Below are 14,499 nucleotides of genomic sequence, written 5' to 3'. Positions count from 1 at the left end.
ATGGCGGGGAAATCTAGTCGATCACGGGGCCGACGGCGAGGCCGGGCCGGACAGGTCAACCTCGTATCGCAGCAGCTCGGCCAGCCCGGTCATCTGCAGCACCCGGGCCACCCGGCCGGTCGCCCCGGTGATGCGCAGCCAGCCGCCCTCGGCGGAGGCGTGGTTGTTGCCGCGGACGAGGGCCGCGATGCCGATCGAGTCGCAGAAGGTCAGCTCGGTGAGGTCCACCAGCAGCTCGTGGTGCCCGTCGGCGGCCAGCCGGTCGACGGCGGCGTTGAGCTGTGCAGCGGTGCTCAGGTCGAGCTCGCCGGCGAGCCGGAGGCAGGCTCTGCCCCCGTCCTGCTGGGCGTACGTGACGGTGAACGCCACCGGGGCCCCTCTCACTCAACGACGGACACTTGCAGGGCGGCAAGTATACGCGGGGCCGGGTCGGTTGAGCAGCCACCCGGGACAGGGGTGGCCCCCGACCCTGGGACCAGGGGCCGGGGGCCGGGGAGGGTGGCTCAGGCGGTGACCGGCTGCCGCCGCGGACCGGACTCCCGGAGCTCGCCGAGCGTGGGGGGCTCGGCGTCCTCCGGTGCGCCGGTGTCGGGTGTCTGGAAGAGATAGCGGACGAACGTCCCACCTGGCTCGTTGTCGTCCGCACCGGGCCACTGCCCCACACAGTCGACGCCGACGACCTCGCGGCCGCTGCCGTCGGCCTCCTCCAGGAGCGCCCACAGGGTGACCGGGTAGCAGCGGGTGGTTTCCGGGCTGACCTGCCACCGTGCGTACCAGCCGGGTCGGGCGGGAACGATCTCGGCGATCCTCTTCATGGCGACCTTCCCTTCCGCGTGCATCGGAAGTTCTTCCGGTCCATTGCGATCGTGGAGCCGCCCCGGGTGAGCGACCCTCACCCGCAGCGAATGAAGCTCGCCGGCCCGCTTGGCCCGGTCGCCGGGCGCACCCCGTTTCCTTCCCGGCAGCGCCGGGAAGGCCAGCGGCGGAAGGCGCAACCCGAAGAGGAACGAGGTGCGACGATGCGCAAGCAGATGGAGGGCGACAACCAGCGCCGCCGGACGCTGGCCCGGGAGGCCCGGGAACGCGGACGGCGGCCGAGCCAGACCGGCGCCAGCCTGAGCGCGTCCAAGCAGATCACCTCGCTGGACCAGCGCGAACGGTCCGGGCCGGCGCCCGCCGGGCGGCGCAAGCCGGACACCACGCGCGGCGGTCCGGCCCCGCCGCCGGCCGGCGTGCCGGAGCGACCCCGGGCGCTGCCGAACCGGACCCCGCAGGCTGCGGGGGTCACCCGGGTGGGCTACCGAGATCTGGTCGAGGAGGTCAGCCGGCGCGCGGGGGTGGACTTCTCCACCGCCAAGGTCGCGGCGGAGGCGACCGTGCTCGCGCTGGCCTGGGCGTTGGACGAGGCCGAGCGGGAACGGCTGCTCGCGGCGGTGCCGGTGAAACTGCACGACGTGGTGCCGGTGGACGGCATCGATCGACACCGGGACCTGCCGGGCTTCCTGGCCGAGGTGGGCCGGCGCAGTCGGCTCAGCCCGGAGCAGGCGCGCTACCAGGCCGAGGCGACCCTGGCCGCGTTGGCCGACGCCGACGGCGACCTGGTCGAATCGCTGCGCGTACCGGACGGGTTGCGGGACCTGCTCGCGCCGCCAGAGGCCGGCGGTGGCCTGGTGGGCCCGACCTCCGCCACCGCGCCGCTCAACGAGCAGGAGCTGCGCGACGCGCTCGCCAGCCTGCCGTACTGGTCCAGCGACCGGCAGTCGCTGGTGCGCACCATCGAGCTTCCGGCCGACAACCTGGACCGGGTGCTCGACCGCCTCGACCAGCTGAAGGCCGAGACCGGGCGGGGCCCGCAGATCGGGCGCCCCGAATCGGACAGCGCTCTGATCACCGTACGGACCCAGCAGGTTGACGGGGTGAGCGCGCTGGACGTGGACCTGGCCCAGCGGGTCGACGCCGCCATCGACGAGGTGGGCGCCGGCATGAACGCCGGCTGAGCCACCCCCCGGGCCGGCGGGCACGCCGCCCGCCGGCCCACGCCGCACGGGTAGCGTTGCCCGCCGTGGGCAGCGGTGCGGAGGATCTGGAGATCGTCGTGGACCGGGCCCGGCCGAGCGGGCGTACCCTGCTCGCGGCCGGGGTCGAACAGTCCTACGTCGACGTCGCCGACCCCCGCCACCTGCACTTCGAGTACGTCCGGCGGATGGCCGCCGTGGTCGACCTGGCCGCCCCGGCCAGGCGTCCGTTGACCGCCCTGCACCTGGGCGGCGGCGCGCTCACCCTGCCGCGCTGGCTCGCCGCCACCCGCCCCGGCTCCGCGCAGCGGGTCGTCGAGCGGGAGCCGGCCGTGGTCGAGCTCGTCCGCCGGGAGCTGCCCCCGGTGCCGCCCGAGATCGCCGTGGAGATCGGGGACGCCCGGGAGTCGGTGGCCGCCGCGCCGGCCGAGGCGTACGACCTGATCCTCGCCGACGTCTACCGGGCGGCCCGGATGCCCCGGCACGTGGCCAGCGTGGAGTTCGTCGCCGAGGTGGCCCGGGTACTCCGCCCGGACGGCATCTACCTGGTCAACGTCACCGACCTGCCGCCGCTGGTCTTCGCCCGGACCCAGGTGGCCAACCTGCGCGCCGTGTTCGCCGACGTCTGCCTAGTCGCCGACCGGCGGATGCTCCGCGGCCGGCGCTACGGCAACCTGGTGCTCGCCGCCGCCCACCGCCCCGACCGGCTGCCGGTACGCCGGCTCGTGGCCCGCGCCGCGGGAGACCCGGTGCCCGGCGGCGTGCTGCACGGGGCGACGCTGGACGCGTTCCTCGCCGGCACCCGCCCGGCCACCGACGCCGACCTCGCCGACCACTGACCCGCCGGGTTTCCGCGCCCCGCGCAGGGGTAGGCGCGCCGGATGAGCAACGCCGACGACCGGTCCACCGTCCGGCGCACGCTGATCGTCATCGGTCTGCTGCTCGCCACCCTGATCGCGCTGGGGTTCGTCTGGGCGACCAGGGTGGTGCTCACCTGGATGCTCGTCGCGGCGTTCTTCGCGGTCGCCCTCAAGCCGGTGGTCGACTGGCTGCAGCGCCGGCTCGTCCGGCGCCGGGCGCTGGCCACCCTGATGGTCTTCGTGGCCGCCTTTGTGCTGCTCGCCGGGCTGACGGCGGCGATCGTGCTGCCGCTGGTGCACGAGGTGGCCCGGTTCGCCGAGCGGGCGCCGGAGTTGCTCCGCGAGGCGAGGGCCGGGCAGGGGCCGATCGGCCACCTGCTGGACCGGCTCCACCTCCGCCAGTACGCCAACGCGCACGCCGGTCAGTTCGAGCAGTACGCGTCCCGGCTCGGCCAACCGGCCATCGGGGTGCTCCGGGGGGCGGCCCAGATCGGCGCCGGGATCGCCGCCGTGGTGGTGCTCTCGTACCTGATGGTGCTGGAGGCGCCGAAAGTCATCGCCGCGACGCTGGCCCTGGCCGGCGACCGCCACGCGGAGCGGCTGCGCCGGATCGGCCGGGAGTCCTCCCGCACCGTCACCGGCTACCTCAGCGGCAACCTGCTGATCAGCGTGCTGCTGGGCGGGATGACCTTCGTGCTGCTCCTCGTCACCGGGGTGCCGTTCGCCGCGGTGATCGCCCTGCTGGTCGCCATCGCGGACCTGATCCCGCTGGTCGGCGCGACGATCGGCGCGATCCTCGCGGCCGGTGCCGGTTTCCTGAAGTCCCCCACCACCGGCGTGGTGGTGCTGGTCTTCTTCATCCTCTACCAGCAGGCCGAGAACCACCTGCTGGCACCGGTCATCATGTCCCGCGCCGTCCGGCTCAACCCACTGACCGTGCTGGTCAGCGTGCTGCTCGCCGCCGCGGTAGGCGGCCTGGTGGGTGCCCTGCTGGCCATCCCGGCGGCCGGGATCGCGCAGATCCTGCTGCGTGAGTTCACCCCCGCGGGGCTGCGTACGCTGCCCGCGCCAGCCAACGGGGACTCGGGCCGGTCCTGGCGGGGCCGCCGGAGCGCCCGAAGGGACGACACATCCGGGCGCCCGCCCGGCGGGCGGGGCAAGGAAGAAGATCAACCGGAGTGAACGATCCTCCGCGCCGGCCGGCGGCCACCCCGCGCCGGCCTGCCTCAGCGGCGGCGAACCACCTCGGGCGACTCGCTCTCCAGCGGTACGGCGTTCGCCGGCACCAGCCCGAGCTGCACGGCGGGCCGGGGCAGGGTGGCGTCGAGCACCCAGTCCGCGCCGACCCGGGCCCGGTTGCCCGGCATGGCGAACAGGTGGTAGCCGCGAGTGACGGCCTTCGCCGGCAGGCCGGCCAGCGACACGTTCAGCGGGTTCGCCGCCGCGTCCTTGCCGCCCAGGTCCACCACCCAGCCCAACTCGTGGTGCTTGTACGGCTTGCGGGCGCCCTGACCGTAGGAGGCGGCGATGTTGTGCGCCGCGAGCTTGCCCTGCCGCTGCGCGTGCTGGGCGGTCATGGCGCAGATCTGCCCGGGTCGGCTGGGATCGGGCACGGCGGACGCGTCGCCGCAGGCGAACACCTCGGGGTAGCCGGGGACGTTGAGGTACTCGTCGACCACCAGGCGCCCCCGCTCGGTACGCAGCCCCAGCTCGGCGACGAACGGGTCGGGACGTACCCCCACGCACCAGACCAGGCTGCACGTCGGGACGTACTCGCCGTCGGTGAGCATGACCCCGTCCGGCGTGGCCTCGGAGACCGAGGTCCCCATCCGCACGTCGACGCCCCGCCGGCGCAGCACCCGGTCGGCGGTGATCGACATCCGCTGGTCCAGCTCGGGCAGCACCCGGGGCGCCACGTCGAGCAGCATCCAGCGCGGACGTACCTTCAGGTGCGGCCGCTGGGCGATGAGCCGGTCGGTGAAGAGCTGCCCGTGCGCCGCCACCTCGGTGCCGGTGTAGCCGGCGCCCACCACCACGAAGGTGGTCCGGGCCCGCTGCTCGGCCGGGTCGTCGGTCACCTCAGCCAACTCGATCTGCCGGACCACATGGTCGTGCAGGTAGAGCGCCTCGGGCAGGCCACGGAAGCCGTGCGCGTACTCGGTGACCCCGGGGATCGGCAGCAGCTTGTTGACGCTGCCCACGGAGAGCACCAGCCGGTCGTACGCGAGCTGCCCCTCGTCGCCCTCCGGCGACCGGTAGCCGACCCACCGGTTGTGCAGGTCGACCCGGTTCGCCTCGCCGATCACCACCCGGACGCCGTCGAGGGTGCCGGCGAGCGGCACGGAGATCCGGGTCGGTTCGACCACCCCGGCGGCCACCTCGGGCAGCAGCGGCAGGTAGAGGAAGTAGTCGGTCGTGTTCAGCAGGACGATCTCCGCCCGCCTGCTGGCCAGCCGGCTCAACGTCTTCGCCGCGTGGTATCCGGCGAACCCGGCACCCACGATCACCACACGAGGTTTCGTCATGTCCACTGCCGTTCCCGTCGCCACGCCCGACAAACGTGGGCATCCCGTCCGCGACGGCCGAATCCCGTGCCGCGGTGTGGGCCACTCACCCGTACGGGGTGACCTAACGGCCGTCGCATCCAGGGCAGACGATATAGACAAACCTCGTGGCCAGGGGCGAGGATGCGCGGATGGGATCGCACGAGACCGCCGGCGACCGGCCCACGAGGTCGACCCGACGCACCTTCCTGACCGCCTCCGCCGCAGCCACCGCCGCCACCGTCGCCGCACCGTTCGCCGCCACGCCTGCCGTCGCCGAGGAGGCGGTCGCGCCGCCCGGCCCCGGCCACCCGATCGTGCCCCAGCCGCCCGGCCGGGATCTGTCCGCGCTGCTGCGCGAGGTCGACCGGGACCGCATCGAGGCCACCGTACGGCGACTCGCCGCCTTCGGCACCCGGCACACCCTCTCCAGCCAGGACGACCCGGTCCGGGGCATCGGCGCCGCCCGGGACTGGATCCACCAGCAGCTCTCCGGATACGCCGCCGCCTCCGGCGGCCGGATGACGGTGGAGCTCCAGTCGTACGTCCAGCAGCCCGCCTCCCGGATCCCCACCGCCACCCGGATCACCAACGTGGTGGCCACCCTGCGCGGCGACGCCAGCCCGGACCGGGTCTACGTGATCACCGGCCACTACGACTCGCGAGCCACCGACGTGATGGACGCGGTGAGCGACGCCCCGGGCGCCGACGACGACGCCTCCGGCGTGGCGGTGGTCATGGAGCTGGCCCGGGTGATGGCCACCCGTCCCACCGAGGCCACCATCGTCTTCGCCGCCGTGGCCGGCGAGGAGCAGAACCTGTACGGCTCGACGTACCTGGCCGGGCAGTTGAAGGCGGCGGGCGTGGACGTGCAGGGCATGTTCAGCAACGACATCGTCGGCAGCAGCACCGCCGACGACGGCACCCGCGACCCGCGAGTCGTCCGACTCTTCGCCGAGGGGGTGCCGACCGCCGAGACCCCGGCCGAGGCGAACACGCGGCAGTCCGTCGGCGGCGAGAACGACTCGCCGTCCCGCCAGCTCGCCCGGTTCGTCAGCGACGTCGCGGAGAACGGGGCGACCGGGATGCGGGTCCGGGTCGTCTACCGGCGGGACCGCTACCTGCGCGGCAGCGACCACATCTCGTTCCTGCGCCAGGGCTGGCCGGCCGGTCGGTTCACCGAGCCGAACGAGGACTTCGCCCATCAGCACCAGGATGTCCGGACGGTCGACGGCGTCCAGTACGGGGATCTGCCGGAGTTCTGCGACTTCGACTACATCACCCGGGTGGCCCGGGTGAACGGCGCCACGCTCTGGTCCCTGGCCCAGGCGCCGGGCACCCCGAAGAGGGTCACCATCGTCACCACCAACCTGACCAACGACACCACCCTGCGCTGGCAGCGCGGCACCGAGCCCGACCTCGCCGGCTACGAGGTGGTGTGGCGGGAGACCACCGCGGCCGAGTGGCAGAAGGTGCTCCCGGTCGGTGACGGCACCGAGGTGACCATCGACCTGTCCAAGGACAACGTCTTCTTCGGCGTACGGGCGGTGGACCGGGACGGGCACCGCAGCCCAGTGGCCTTCCCGAGGCCCGGCAGCTGAGCGTCACCCGGATCGGGTGGGGTGGCCTCACCCGATGGCGACGGAGGGTGGTGGGACCGCGAGAGCCGAGGGAGGAAGCGACATGGCGGTCCGGACCACGGTACGTCCCGCACCCGAGGACGTGTTCCCGATCCACCCCGCTTACGGCTACCGCATGCGGCGGCAGCGGCATCCGGTGGGCGTACGCGGCGGGCCGCGACGCGCGCCTGGGGGCCCCTGGTTGGCCGACACCGCACGGCACCAGGTACGCGCCCGCTACGAGCTGCGGGACCGGCAACTGGCCCGGGCCCTGGTGGCGGCCGTCAGCCAACCCGGTGACTCGACGGAGAACCTGACCGGCCAGCTGGAGCAGCGGATGGACGCGCTGGTGCACCGCGCCGGGTTCGCCCGCTCCATCAACGAGGCCCGCGACCTGGTCGCACACAACACGTTCACGGTCGACGGCGGCAAGGTCAACCGCGCCTCTTACCTGGTCCGCCCGGGGCAGACCATCCAGGTCCGGCCGGACCGGCAGTGCCGCGCCCCGGTCGCCGTGGCGTTGGCCGACCAGGCCGCCGGCGACAGCCCGCCCTACCTGGACGTCCGGGCGGACCGCGGCACCGCGACCCTGACCCGGGAGCCGCAGCGCCAGGAGGTGCCGGCGCTGCGGGACGTCCCGCTCGCCGTCCAGACCATCGAAGGGGGCCCGCTGTGAGCATCCTGCCGACCGACCGGCGCGTGTCCAACTACCACCAGCAGAGTGGCCGTCCGCGGCTCACGCCCCGGCAGCGCCGGCGGGTGGAGCACAAGGAGGCGAAGTTGCAACGGCTGACCGGGCAGCGCCCGCAGGCGCGCGGGCCCGGCCGCTGAGCCGACGGCAACGCGGTGGCGGTCGCCCGGACGGCGACCGCCACCGCCGCGTCAGGGCCGCTCGGGCTCCGGTGCGGTGATCGCCCACCGTTCGTGGTCCCGCCAGGCGCCGTCGATGAAGAGGTAGTCGGGCGACAAGCCCTCCAGCCGGAAGCCGAGGCGGCGGGCCAGCCGCTTCGACGGCTCGTTGCCGGGCTGGATGTTCGCCTCCAGCCGGTGCAGCCCGAGCGCGGTGAAGGCGTGCGCGATGACCAGGCGGATGCCGGCTGAGGCGTGCCCGGTGCCGGCGTACGGCAGGAAGGCGGCGTAACCCAGGTAGCCGCCACGCAGCGCGCCCATGACGATGCCGCTGATGGTGGCGTATCCGGCGATCTCCCCGGTGGCCCGGTCGCAGAACAGGTAGCCGGCGCTGTCCCGCCCTCGGATCTTGCGCAGGTACGCGGCGTACCGCTCGGCGTCGTCGGGGGCGGACAGCCACGGGTGGTGCAGCTCCTGGCTGCGCCGGGCGGCGGCGATGAACTCGGCCTCGTCGGCGGGCCGGGGCCGCCGGATGCCCACCCGACCGTCGGTACGCAGGTATCTCACGGGGCCTCACTCTCGGCCACCGGCCGGTCCGCTGTCCAATCGGGGGTCGCCCGCCGGATCGGGATCGCCTAGCGTGGGCCCGGACGACGGGAGGTCGCGCATGGCGAAGGTTCTGTTCGGCACGGTGCTGGTTTCCGCTTCGCCGCTGGGGACCATGGTGTCCTGACCCGAGCCGCCGGCGGCGCCCGCCGCCCGGCCCACCCGGCGCTCCCCCGCCGGACCGTCGACCCCGCCGCGCCCTCCCCCGGGTTCCCGGGGTCGGTCCCTCGGCACCACCCTCGCCGCGAAGCGATCAGGTGACCCGCCCCGCGCGGGTCCCCCGTCCTGGCGTGCGTACGCCACCACATCGCTTCCGAGGGAGATCCTCGTGTTTCCGGACAATCCGTCCGGGCATCCCGTCGTGCCCGGACCGCGTACCCGTCTCCGGTGGCCGGCATGACGGTCACCGTTCCCACCGGCCGGCTCGGCCGCGACTTCCGCCGCCTCTGGACCGCCACCGCCGTCTCCAACCTGGGCGACGGGGTGACCCTGGTCGCCGGCCCGCTGCTGGTCGCCTCGCTCACCCCGCACCCGGCCGCGGTGGCCGCGGCCCTCGCCCCGCAACTGCCCTGGCTGCTGTTCGCCCTGGTCAGCGGGGCGCTCGTGGACCGGCTGGACCGGCGCCGGCTGATCATCGGGGTCAACGTCGGCCGGGGCCTGGTCCTCGCCGCCCTGGCCGGGGCGGTGCTCGCCGGGGTGGCCACCGTGCCACTGATCTGCCTGGCGTTCTTCCTCGCCGGCGTCGGGGAGACCCTGGCCGACACCGCCGCCGGGGCGCTGCTGCCGTCGGTGGTCCCGCCCGAGCGGCTGGAGCAGGCCAACAGCCGCCTCTTCGCCACCTTCGTGATCGGCAACCAGTTCGCCTCGAAGCCGCTCGGGGCGTACCTCTTCGTGGTCGCGGCGGCGCTGCCGTTCGGCTTCGACGCGGCCACCTTCGGGCTGGCCGCGCTGCTGCTGGCCCTGCTGCGCTGGCGGCCGGTCCCACCCGCGGCGGCCGCGGACGCCGGCCCGAAGCGCTCGCTGCGGGCGGACATCGCCGCCGGACTACGCGCCCTGTGGGCCGTACCGGTGCTGCGGACCCTCGCCGGCTGCATCGCGGTGATGAACGTGGCGTTCTGCGCGGCGTTCGCCGCGTTCGTGCTGTACGCCCGGCAGCGGCTCGGCCTCACCGAGGTCGGGTACGGCCTGCTGCTGACCGCCTCCGCGCTGGGCGGGCTCGCCGGGAGCACCCTGGCGGTCCGGCTGCGGGCCCGGTTCGGCACCCCCGCGCTGCTGCGTGTCGGGCTGCTGATGGAGATCGGGCTCCAGGTCGTGCTGGCGACCACCCGGCAGCCCTGGGTGGCCGGGGCGGCCCTCGCCGTCTGGGGCGTGCACGCGATGGTGTGGGGCGTGCTCGTGGTGTCGCTGCGGCAGCGGCTCGTGCCGGACCGGCTGCGCGGCCGGGTGAACAGCGTCTACTCCCTCGCCGACCTGGGCGGGGCCGCCGTCGGCACGGTGACCGGCGGGCTCGTCGCGCAGGTGACGGGAAGTCTCCTGGCGCCGTTCTGGCTCGCCGCCGGCGCGCTGGCGGTGCTCACCGCGCTGGCCTGGCGACGACTCGCGGACACGTCCGGCTGAACCGCCGGTGGGGAGGCCGGCCGGCCTCCCCACCGCTGGGCCGGGCAGACCGACGGATCGGACTCCAGGTCGCCGAGGTGGGCGTGTCGAGGGCGAGCTTATCGCGCGACATCGGCGATCTGGTGGTTCCTGCCGCGCGAGGGGGGCGCTACAGCGGGCCGGGGTGGGGCTGGTCGAGCGGCATCGGCAGCTCGAGGACGGTGGCCCCGCGCAGGTCCAACCAGGCGCGGTCGGGCGCGCGGACCAGCCGCAGCATCACCTGCTCGCAGACCGGGCAGCGGCCGACCAGGCCGGGGGCGTGGGAGAAGACGTGCAGCCCGGCCATCGGGCCGGCCGTGCCGCAGTGCGCGCACCGGCCGGTGGCGGTGCTGAGGTCCACCGCGAAGATCTCCCGCAGCGGCCCGTCCAGCATGTTGCCGTCCAGGTAGGACATGTCGGTCATGCGCCCTCCTCGGTCACCCGGTCGGTCCGAAGCGTTCGGTCTTCACCCGCCGGGTCGGGTGGCCCAGGCCCACCAGCAGGTCCGCCACGGTCTCCACGAAGCCGGTGGGACCGCAGACGTAGCAGAGCGGGTCCAGATCAGGCGGCCAGCCGTGGGTGTTGACGTCGGCCAGGTTGATCCGGTGCGGTTCGCCCCGCCAGTCCTCCGGCGCCTGTCGGGTGTACACGTACGCCACGTCCAGGCCCTGGTCCTCGCGGACGCGGCGGCGCAGTTCGTCGGCGTAGAAGACGTCGGCGGGGCTGCGCACCGAGTAGATCAGCCGGAAGGGCGCCCGGCTGCCGGCGGCGCGGCGGGCCCGAAGCATCGCCATCAGCGGCACCACGCCGGAGCCGCCGGCCACCAGCAGCACCGGCGCGGTCTGCTCGGTACGCCAGACGAACCAGCCGCCGACCGGCCCGCGTACCTCCACCGGGTCGCCCGCGGCCCACACGTCGATCAGGTACGGCGACACCTCCCCGTCGGGCACCCGCTGCACGGTCAGCGCGATCCGGCTGGCGTCGGCCGGCTCCGCGAGCGAGTACGACCGGGCCGCCTGGTAGCCGTCGGCGGCGGTGAGCCGGACATCGACGTGCTGCCCCGGCAGGTGCCCCGGCCAGCCGGGCACGTCCAGGACCAGGGTCTGCGCGGTCGGCGTCTCGATCCGGCGCTCGGCCAGGCGGGCCACCCGCCAGGTCAGCGGCGCGGCGACCCGGTTGCCGGCCGGGGGCGCGGACACCTCAGTCGCCCTGGTAGCGCTGCTCGCGCCACGGGTCGCCGTAGTCGTGGTAGCCCGCGGTCTCCCAGAAACCGGGCTGGTCGTCGACGAGCAGCCGGATGCCCCGCACCCACTTCGCCGACTTCCAGAAGTAGAGGTGCGGTACGAGCAGCCGGGCCGGGCCGCCGTGCTCGGCCGGGAGCGGGCCGCCCTCGTACGTGTGCGCCACCCAGGCCCGCCCGCCGCGCAGGTCGTCCAACGGCAGGTTCGTGGTGTACCCGCCGTACGAGTGGGCCAGCGCGTACCGCGCGTCGGTGTCGATGCCCTCGAGCAGGGTGTCCAGGGAGACGGCCTGCCAGTTGGTGCCGAGCTTGGACCAGCGGGTGACGCAGTGGATGTCCACCGTCGGCGTCTCCTGCGGCAGCCCCATCAGCTCGGACCAGGACCAGCGGAACTCGGCGCCGGTCTCGGTGCTGACGACGAATTCCCAGGTGTCCAGCGGCACCTTCGGCGTCGGGCCGGCGGAGAGCACCGGCCAGTCCTCGGTGAGGTACTGCCCGGGCGGCAGGGCCGGCTCGGCCGTGCGGGGCCGGCCCTGGAAGCCCGGCGACACGATTCCCACCCGTCAGTCGTACCACCGCAGGGGTGGGCGGGGCGTGGGGTTCGGCCGGACCGGCCGCGGTGGGTGACCACCGCGGCGGCTCCGTCCGGCGGTTTCAGTGCCGCTCGGCGACGACCTTTGCGTCGCCCGCTTCCCGGTTCCGGGTGGTGCGCAGGCTGGTCAGGGTGACCACCACGAGGACGCCGATGATCACGCCGAGCGAGGCGAGCGTGGGGATCTGCGGCACCCCCGGCCAGACGCCGTGCGCCCAGTGCAGGCCGAGCTTGACGCCGATGAAGGCGAGGATGACGGCCAGGCCGTAGCTGAGGTGCACCAGGCGGCTCAGCGCCGCGTGCAGCACGAAGTAGAGCGCGCGCAGGCCGAGCAGGGCGAACGCGTTGGTGGCGAAGACCAGGTAGGGGTCCTCGGTGATGCCGTAGACGGCGGGCACCGAGTCGACGGCGAAGACCACGTCGGTGGCGAGCACCGCGACCACCACGAGGGCGAGCGGGGTGAGCGCGCGGCGGCCGTGCTGCCGCACGGTCATCCTGGTGCCCTGGTATTCCTCGACCACCGGCATGATCTTGCGGAGCAGCTTCACCGACCGCATCTTGTTGATGTCGACCTCCTGCTCGTGCCCGGAGAGCGCGTCGCGGAGCAGCTTGACCGCGGTGGCGATCAGGATGATCGCGAACAGCAGGAAGGCGAAGTCGAGGTTCTGCAGGGCGGCGGCGCCGAGGGCGATGAAGACCGCGCGCAGCACCAACGCACCCGCGATGCCGTAGAGCAGGACCCGCTGGGCCAGTACCGCGGGCACCGCGAAGGCCGCCAGCAGCAGCATGAAGACGAAGAGGTTGTCGACCGAGAGCGACTTCTCCACCAGGTAGCCGGTCAGGTACTGGACGCCCAACTCCGAACCGTACCGGGACCAGACCCAGGCGCCGAAGGCCAGCGGCAGGGCGACGTAGAAGGCCGACCAGCCGAGGGCCTCCTTGAGCGACACCTCGTGCGGGCGGCGGGTGACCAGGAAGTCGAGCACCAGCAGGGCGAGCACGCCGGCGATGGTCACCGCCCACAGGGTGGGGGTGCCGACCGTAGACAGCTCAGCCGCGGACAGGTACGACAATTCGGTCATGGGATCTCCTCGAACACCGTGTCATGTTCGAGGTCTCCTTCACCCACCCTTCGTGGGCAACCACCCGAGGCGTGCCGGGCACGCCGTACTGACCGGAATGGTTCGTGGGAAGTACTCCCCTCGCGCGCTCCAGGTTAGGGCAACCTCAGCGTGCCCGCCAAGTCCGCATCGATGCCCCCGGGTCGAATGATTGCCCTGGTCAACTGCTGGGTGCGGCGGCGGACCATGGTGTGTAGTGCGCCGGGGACCTATGGTGACGCGATGACCAATGAGGGCCCGCTCGCCGGCGTACGGGTGATCGAGCTGGCCGGCATCGGGCCCGGCCCGTTCGCCGCGATGATGCTGGCCGACCTCGGCGCGGACGTGGTCCGCGTCGACCGCACCGCCCCGGACGAGTTCGGCAGCATGCCCGGCGACCTGCTCACCCGCAACCGCCGCTCGCTCGCCGTCGACCTCAAGTCCGCCGAGGGGCGGGAGGTGGTGCTCGCGCTGGTGGCCGGGGCGGACGCGCTGCTCGAGGGTTTCCGGCCCGGGGTCACCGAGCGACTCGGCCTCGGCCCCGACGACTGCCTCGCCGTCAACCCCCGGCTGGTGTACGGGCGGATGACCGGCTGGGGCCAGGACGGACCGCTCGCCCACACCGCCGGCCACGACATCGACTACCTGGCGCTGACCGGCGCGCTGCACGGCATCGGCCGGGCCGGCGAGCGCCCGGTGCCGCCGATGAACCTGCTCGGCGACTTCGGCGGCGGCGGGATGATGCTGGCCCTCGGCGTCGTCGCCGCCTTGTACGCGGTCCGGGCAGGCGCGCCCGGCCAGGTCGTCGACGCGGCCATCGTGGACGGCGTGTCGGTGCTGGCCACCCAGATCCACGCGCTGCGCGCGGCCGGCAGGTGGCAGGACCGGCGCGGGGTGAACCTGCTCGACGGCGGCGCCCCCTTCTACGACACGTACGAGTGCGCCGACGGGCGGTACCTCGCGGTGGGCGCGCTGGAACCGCGGTTCTACGACGAGCTGATCCGGCGCACCGGTTTGCCGCTGGCCGGCGACGAGGCCCCGGACCGGACCGACCCGGCCAACTGGCCCGCGCTGCGTACGGCGTGGGCGCGCCTGTTCCGCACCCGGACCCGGGACGAGTGGACGGAGCTGCTCGCCGGATCCGACGCCTGTGTCGCGCCGGTGCTGGACTGGACGGAGGCGCCGGAGCACCCGCACCTGGCGGCCCGGGGCGTCTTCGTCGACCACGACGGGATCACCCAACCGGCGCCCGCGCCACGCTTCTCGGCGACCCCCACGGCCATACGCCGGCCGCCCCCGCGGCCCGGCGAGCACACCGACGAACTGCTCACCGAGGCCGGCTTCGACGCCGACCGGATCGCCGCCCTGCGCGCCGCCGGCCGGGTCGCCTGACCGCTACCGGGGCGGCGCCGCAGCGGACGGCCTCGTCAGCCCTCGGGC

16 protein-coding genes are annotated in these 14,499 nt (G+C 74.0%); 8 read left to right on the top strand and 8 right to left on the bottom strand.

Annotated elements, in window-relative coordinates; genetic code table 11:
• Window positions 1-21 precede the first annotated feature (21 nt).
• Both ABZ783_RS33620 and ABZ783_RS33615 read right to left on the bottom strand, forming a co-directional pair.
• Window positions 22-369: an STAS domain-containing protein gene (locus ABZ783_RS33620; RefSeq protein WP_357445888.1), complete on the bottom strand. Its 348-nt coding sequence runs from the start codon at window positions 367-369 to the stop codon at window positions 22-24.
• Window positions 370-503: 134 nt separating this feature from the next.
• Entirely contained in the window at window positions 504-815 is a 312-nt protein-coding gene (locus ABZ783_RS33615; RefSeq protein WP_357445885.1) for a hypothetical protein, read from the bottom strand.
• Between the two features lie 204 nt (window positions 816-1,019).
• Between ABZ783_RS33615 and ABZ783_RS33610 the strand changes: the two genes are divergently transcribed.
• From ABZ783_RS33610 to ABZ783_RS33600, 3 genes are all read left to right on the top strand, one after another.
• Window positions 1,020-1,997 (top strand): DUF2267 domain-containing protein, encoded by a 978-nt coding sequence (locus ABZ783_RS33610; protein ID WP_357445882.1) that lies wholly within the window; start codon window positions 1,020-1,022, stop codon window positions 1,995-1,997.
• Window positions 1,998-2,062: 65 nt separating this feature from the next.
• The gene (locus ABZ783_RS33605; RefSeq protein WP_357445879.1) at window positions 2,063-2,854 is read left to right on the top strand and encodes a fused MFS/spermidine synthase; all 792 of its coding nucleotides are present in this window, start codon (window positions 2,063-2,065) and stop codon (window positions 2,852-2,854) included.
• A 42-nt stretch (window positions 2,855-2,896) separates the two neighbouring features.
• The gene (locus tag ABZ783_RS33600; protein ID WP_357445876.1) at window positions 2,897-4,057 is read left to right on the top strand and encodes an AI-2E family transporter; all 1,161 of its coding nucleotides are present in this window, start codon (window positions 2,897-2,899) and stop codon (window positions 4,055-4,057) included.
• A 44-nt stretch (window positions 4,058-4,101) separates the two neighbouring features.
• Here the strand turns inward: ABZ783_RS33600 and ABZ783_RS33595 are convergent, their stop codons facing one another.
• Complete coding sequence (locus ABZ783_RS33595; RefSeq protein ID WP_357445873.1) at window positions 4,102-5,400, bottom strand: NAD(P)/FAD-dependent oxidoreductase; 1,299 nt, start codon at window positions 5,398-5,400, stop codon at window positions 4,102-4,104.
• Between the two features lie 170 nt (window positions 5,401-5,570).
• Here ABZ783_RS33595 and ABZ783_RS33590 point away from each other — a divergent pair, with 170 nt between their 5' ends.
• The 3 genes from ABZ783_RS33590 (at window position 5,571) to ABZ783_RS33580 (ending at window position 7,868) form a co-directional block, all read left to right on the top strand.
• Window positions 5,571-7,019, top strand: coding sequence for a M20/M25/M40 family metallo-hydrolase (locus ABZ783_RS33590; protein WP_357445870.1), 1,449 nt, complete (start codon window positions 5,571-5,573; stop codon window positions 7,017-7,019).
• Window positions 7,020-7,101: 82 nt separating this feature from the next.
• Window positions 7,102-7,713 (top strand): 30S ribosomal protein S4, encoded by a 612-nt coding sequence (gene rpsD / locus ABZ783_RS33585; RefSeq protein ID WP_357445867.1) that lies wholly within the window; start codon window positions 7,102-7,104, stop codon window positions 7,711-7,713.
• Window positions 7,710-7,868 (top strand): hypothetical protein, encoded by a 159-nt coding sequence (locus tag ABZ783_RS33580; protein WP_357445864.1) that lies wholly within the window; start codon window positions 7,710-7,712, stop codon window positions 7,866-7,868. Before rpsD ends, ABZ783_RS33580 begins: the two co-directional genes overlap by 4 nt.
• 51 nt (window positions 7,869-7,919) lie before the next feature.
• Here ABZ783_RS33580 and ABZ783_RS33575 read toward each other — a convergent pair whose 3' ends face one another.
• Entirely contained in the window at window positions 7,920-8,453 is a 534-nt protein-coding gene (locus ABZ783_RS33575; RefSeq protein WP_357445861.1) for a GNAT family protein, read from the bottom strand.
• Between the two features lie 435 nt (window positions 8,454-8,888).
• Between ABZ783_RS33575 and ABZ783_RS33570 the strand changes: the two genes are divergently transcribed.
• Window positions 8,889-10,109, top strand: a complete 1,221-nt coding sequence (locus ABZ783_RS33570; RefSeq protein WP_357445858.1) for an MFS transporter — start codon at window positions 8,889-8,891, stop codon at window positions 10,107-10,109.
• Between the two features lie 148 nt (window positions 10,110-10,257).
• Here the strand turns inward: ABZ783_RS33570 and ABZ783_RS33565 are convergent, their stop codons facing one another.
• The 4 genes from ABZ783_RS33565 to ABZ783_RS33550 all read right to left on the bottom strand — a co-directional run bounded on the left by ABZ783_RS33565 (window position 10,258) and on the right by ABZ783_RS33550 (window position 13,041).
• Window positions 10,258-10,551 (bottom strand): DUF6510 family protein, encoded by a 294-nt coding sequence (locus ABZ783_RS33565; RefSeq protein WP_357445855.1) that lies wholly within the window; start codon window positions 10,549-10,551, stop codon window positions 10,258-10,260.
• 13 nt (window positions 10,552-10,564) lie between these two features.
• A complete protein-coding gene (locus ABZ783_RS33560; RefSeq protein ID WP_357445852.1) occupies window positions 10,565-11,326 on the bottom strand; it encodes a ferredoxin reductase in 762 nt (253 codons plus the stop codon).
• A gap of 1 nt (window position 11,327) precedes the next feature.
• The gene (locus ABZ783_RS33555; RefSeq protein ID WP_357445929.1) at window positions 11,328-11,918 is read right to left on the bottom strand and encodes a sulfite oxidase-like oxidoreductase; all 591 of its coding nucleotides are present in this window, start codon (window positions 11,916-11,918) and stop codon (window positions 11,328-11,330) included.
• Window positions 11,919-12,021: 103 nt separating this feature from the next.
• Complete coding sequence (locus tag ABZ783_RS33550) at window positions 12,022-13,041, bottom strand: TerC/Alx family metal homeostasis membrane protein (protein WP_357445849.1); 1,020 nt, start codon at window positions 13,039-13,041, stop codon at window positions 12,022-12,024.
• 261 nt (window positions 13,042-13,302) lie between these two features.
• Between ABZ783_RS33550 and ABZ783_RS33545 the strand changes: the two genes are divergently transcribed.
• Window positions 13,303-14,451 carry a CaiB/BaiF CoA-transferase family protein gene (locus tag ABZ783_RS33545; protein WP_357445845.1) on the top strand — a complete coding sequence of 383 codons (1,149 nt, stop codon included), beginning with the start codon at window positions 13,303-13,305 and terminating at the stop codon, window positions 14,449-14,451.
• Window positions 14,452-14,499 lie beyond the last annotated feature (48 nt).

It is taken from the genome of Micromonospora sp. NPDC047738, assembly GCF_040642675.1.
Lineage (GTDB): Bacteria > Actinomycetota > Actinomycetes > Mycobacteriales > Micromonosporaceae > Micromonospora.
This window is presented reverse-complemented; position numbering and strand designations above follow the sequence as displayed.

Coding starts and splice junctions, on each gene's coding strand:
- ABZ783_RS33615 (WP_357445885.1), bottom strand. CDS start 815: ATGAAGAGGATCGCCGAGATCGTTCCCGCCCGACCCGGCTGGTACGCA.
- ABZ783_RS33610 (WP_357445882.1), top strand. CDS start 1,020: ATGCGCAAGCAGATGGAGGGCGACAACCAGCGCCGCCGGACGCTGGCC.
- ABZ783_RS33600 (WP_357445876.1), top strand. CDS start 2,897: ATGAGCAACGCCGACGACCGGTCCACCGTCCGGCGCACGCTGATCGTC.
- ABZ783_RS33595 (WP_357445873.1), bottom strand. CDS start 5,400: ATGACGAAACCTCGTGTGGTGATCGTGGGTGCCGGGTTCGCCGGATAC.
- ABZ783_RS33590 (WP_357445870.1), top strand. CDS start 5,571: ATGGGATCGCACGAGACCGCCGGCGACCGGCCCACGAGGTCGACCCGA.
- rpsD (WP_357445867.1), top strand. CDS start 7,102: ATGGCGGTCCGGACCACGGTACGTCCCGCACCCGAGGACGTGTTCCCG.
- ABZ783_RS33570 (WP_357445858.1), top strand. CDS start 8,889: ATGACGGTCACCGTTCCCACCGGCCGGCTCGGCCGCGACTTCCGCCGC.
- ABZ783_RS33565 (WP_357445855.1), bottom strand. CDS start 10,551: ATGACCGACATGTCCTACCTGGACGGCAACATGCTGGACGGGCCGCTG.
- ABZ783_RS33550 (WP_357445849.1), bottom strand. CDS start 13,041: ATGACCGAATTGTCGTACCTGTCCGCGGCTGAGCTGTCTACGGTCGGC.
- ABZ783_RS33545 (WP_357445845.1), top strand. CDS start 13,303: ATGACCAATGAGGGCCCGCTCGCCGGCGTACGGGTGATCGAGCTGGCC.